This is a genomic window from Stenotrophomonas sp. PS02289 (genome assembly GCF_029960115.1).
In the GTDB taxonomy this organism is placed as follows: Bacteria; Pseudomonadota; Gammaproteobacteria; order Xanthomonadales; family Xanthomonadaceae; genus Stenotrophomonas.
The window spans coordinates 1-2,987 of record NZ_JASCOZ010000285.1 but is presented as its reverse complement, the minus strand read 5'-3'; the positions used below and the strand labels follow the sequence as shown (position 1 = coordinate 2,987).

The window sequence follows — 2,987 nt, the reverse complement described above, 5'->3', positions numbered from 1 at the left end:
GGCCGGCCCAGGCGGTCCGTGGGCCGGCCAACGGCCGGCGCTACGGGTCCAGGTACGCCACCACCCCACGCCCAGCCCGCAACCCGCTTGCATAACACGCGGTCAACAGATACCCGCCGGTCGGTGCTTCCCAATCCAGCATCTCCCCGGCACAGAACGTGCCGGGCAGGGCGCGCAGCATCAACGCGTCATCCAGCGCTTCCAGCCGCACCCCACCCGCGGTGCTGATCACCTCATCCATCGGGCGCGGACGCAGCAGCGACAACGGCAGCCGCTTCAGCGCTGCGGCCACGTGCTCAGCCGGCAGCTGACCGGCCTCCTTGCCCAGCACCTCGAACAGCAGGGCCGACTTCACCCCGCCCAGGCCCAGGTGGCGACGCAGGTGCTCGCCAAAGCTGCGGCCCTGCCGAGGCTTGCGCAGCTTGTCCAGCAGCTGCGCCTCGGTCTGACCCGGCAGCAGGTCCAGGTGCAGTTGGACCTGGCCGTCGCGGGCGAGGGTGTCGCGCAGGTCGGCGGCCAGCGCGTAGATCAGACTGCCCTCGATGCCATGGGCGGTGATCACGCACTCGCCCTGCAAGGTCTGCGGCGTCCCGTCCAATGCGGTCCAGTGCGCGACCACCGGCTTGAGCGGGGCACCGGCCTGGCGCTCGCGGAAATAGTCGGTCCAGTCGATATCGAAGCCACAGTTGGCGGACTTCAACGGCGCGATGTCCACGCCGTGCGCCTGCAACGGTGCCACCCAGGCCCCGTCCGAGCCCAGTTCCGGCCAGCTGCCGCCACCCATGGCCAGTACCACCGCGTCGGCCTGCACGCTGACCTCGCCGTCGGGTGTCTGCAGGCGCAGTGCGCCGTCAGCGGTCCAACCGGTCCAGCGGTGCTGCACATGGAAGCGCACGCCCTGGTCTTTGAGCCGACGCACCCAGCCGCGCAGCAGCGGGGCCGCCTTGCGGTCGACCGGAAAGACGCGGCCGGAACTGCCCACGTAGGTTTCCACGCCAAAGCCCAGCGCCCACGCACGCAGTGCCTCGGCGTCGAAGTCGGCCAGCCATGCGCCCACCTGTTCCGCGCGCTCGCGGTAACGGCTGACGAACAGCGCCGGCGGGTCGGAATGGGTGAGATTCAGGCCCCCCTTTCCGGCGATCAGGAACTTGCGCCCGGGTGAGCCCTTGGCTTCGTAAAGGTCCACCGTGTGGCCGGCGGCGCGCACGGTTTCGGCGGCCATCAGGCCCGCCGGTCCGCCGCCGATGATGGCCACGCGGGCAGGGTGCTGCGTGTTGGTCATGGTCAGCGCGGCTTCACCGCAAGCAGCTCCACGTCGAACACCAGCGAGGCGTTCGGCGGAATCGGACCGGCACCGCCGGCACCGTAGCCATACTCGGCGGGAATCATCAGGGTGCGCTTGCCGCCGACCTTCATGCCGGCAAAGCCCTCGTCCCAGCCCTTGATGACCCGGCCCTGGCCCAGCTGGAAGCTGAACGGGTCGCCGCGGTCCAGCGAGCTGTCGAACTTGGCACCGTGCTTGTCGGCAGCGCGCTCGTCGTAGATCCAGCCGGTGTAATGCACGGAAATGGTGCTGCCCGGGGTGGCTTCCGCACCGGTGCCCGGCTGGGTGTCGATCTTCTCGAAGGCGGCAATCGTGCCACCCGGCGGCGGACCCGGCGGCGTGCAGCCGACCAGCAGCGACAACAGCAAGGGGGCGATCAACAGCTTCGGCAGACGACGCATGGCGGCACCGGGAGGTTTACAGGGGACGCAAGGGTAGCGCATCGCCGGGCGCTATCATGGGCCCATGTCGAAACTGCTGCTCAACCTGCGCAATGTCGCAGACGATGAAATCGAGGACGTGACCGCGCTGCTGGACGAGGCGGGCATCGCCCATTACCGCACCGAGCCCAGCCCCTGGGGCATTTCCTGGGGCGGCATCTGGATCCGCGACGACGCCGACCAGCCACGGGCCAAGGCCTTGATGGCCGAGTACCAGCAGGCCCGCGGTGAGCGGGTCCGCGCCGAGCGCCAGGCCGCGCTGCGCGACGGCACCGCCGAGACCTTCGGCAGCCTGCTGCGGGCGCGGCCGGTGTTCGTGGTGCTGGTGCTGCTGGGCATGCTGGCCGCCGCCGCCCTGGTGCTGCTGCCGTTCGTGCTGCTGCGCGGCTAAAATGGGCGGATGATCGCCAATACCGCCGCCTACCATTTCACCGACATCGCCGATCCGCAGGCGCTGTGCGCCACCTTGCTCGCCCGCGCGGAAGCCGGCGAGCTGCGCGGCACCATTCTGGTGGCGGGGGAGGGCATCAATCTGTTCCTGGCCGGCAGCCAGGACGGCATCGATGGCTTCTATGCCGCGCTGGCCGAAGATGCGCGCTTTGACGGGATGCGGGTGAAGACCAGCTACAGCCAGATGCAGCCGTTTGCCCGGCTCAAGGCCAAGGTCAAGCCGGAAATCATCAGCTTCCGCATTGATGATGGCCAGCCGTTGGACTTCCCGCGCGCACCGGCGGTGGACCCCGCCACCGTGCAGCGCTGGCTGCGCCAGGGGCACGATGACGCCGGCAAGCCGGTGGTGATGCTCGACACCCGCAATGTGCAGGAGATCGAGTACGGCACCTTCCAGAACGCGCTGGTGCTGCCGATCACCAAATTCACCGATCTGCCCGAGGCGCTGGCCCCGCACCGCGAGGCGCTGCGCGACAGTACCGTGGTCAGCTTCTGCACCGGCGGCATCCGCTGTGAGAAGGCCGCGCTGTGGATGCGCAACGATGGCATGGACAACGTGCTGCAGCTGGACGGCGGCATCCTCGGCTACTTCGAGGAAGTGGGCGGGGAAGGGTATGAGGGGCGTTGTTTCGTGTTCGACGAGCGCGTGGCGCTGGATGCTGAGCTGAAGCCGCTGGTGGATTCGGAAACGGTTTGATACGAGCAAATCAGGTATCGCCTGGGCCGGCCAACGGCCGGCGCTACCGGGTCTGAAGCATTGGTAGCGCCGGCCG

The 2,987-nt window shown here is 68.8% G+C and carries 4 protein-coding genes; 2 read left to right on the top strand and 2 right to left on the bottom strand.

From position 1 onward, the window contains the following. Window positions 1-40: 40 nt before the first annotated feature. Window positions 41-1,282 (bottom strand): TIGR03862 family flavoprotein, encoded by a 1,242-nt coding sequence (locus QMX83_RS20970; RefSeq protein WP_282298556.1) that lies wholly within the window; start codon window positions 1,280-1,282, stop codon window positions 41-43. A 2-nt stretch (window positions 1,283-1,284) separates the two neighbouring features. Continuing rightward, window positions 1,285-1,725, bottom strand: a complete 441-nt coding sequence (locus tag QMX83_RS20965) for an FKBP-type peptidyl-prolyl cis-trans isomerase (protein WP_282298555.1) — start codon at window positions 1,723-1,725, stop codon at window positions 1,285-1,287. Between the two features lie 64 nt (window positions 1,726-1,789). On the opposite strand from QMX83_RS20965, the gene QMX83_RS20960 reads away from it, so the two are divergent. Together QMX83_RS20960 and QMX83_RS20955 are read left to right on the top strand one after the other, a co-directional pair. Continuing rightward, entirely contained in the window at window positions 1,790-2,155 is a 366-nt protein-coding gene (locus tag QMX83_RS20960) for a DUF6164 family protein (RefSeq protein WP_282298554.1), read from the top strand. Window positions 2,156-2,164: 9 nt separating this feature from the next. Beyond that, window positions 2,165-2,911: a sulfurtransferase gene (locus QMX83_RS20955; protein ID WP_282298553.1), complete on the top strand. Its 747-nt coding sequence runs from the start codon at window positions 2,165-2,167 to the stop codon at window positions 2,909-2,911. The last annotated feature ends 76 nt before the right edge of the window (window positions 2,912-2,987 follow it).

What these genes read in the sequence shown, in the direction of transcription:
- QMX83_RS20965 (WP_282298555.1), bottom strand. Translation starts at nt 1,725, where the DNA reads ATGCGTCGTCTGCCGAAGCTGTTGATCGCCCCCTTGCTGTTGTCGCTG.
- QMX83_RS20955 (WP_282298553.1), top strand. Translation starts at nt 2,165, where the DNA reads ATGATCGCCAATACCGCCGCCTACCATTTCACCGACATCGCCGATCCG.
- QMX83_RS20960 (WP_282298554.1), top strand. Translation starts at nt 1,790, where the DNA reads ATGTCGAAACTGCTGCTCAACCTGCGCAATGTCGCAGACGATGAAATC.
- QMX83_RS20970 (WP_282298556.1), bottom strand. Translation starts at nt 1,282, where the DNA reads ATGACCAACACGCAGCACCCTGCCCGCGTGGCCATCATCGGCGGCGGA.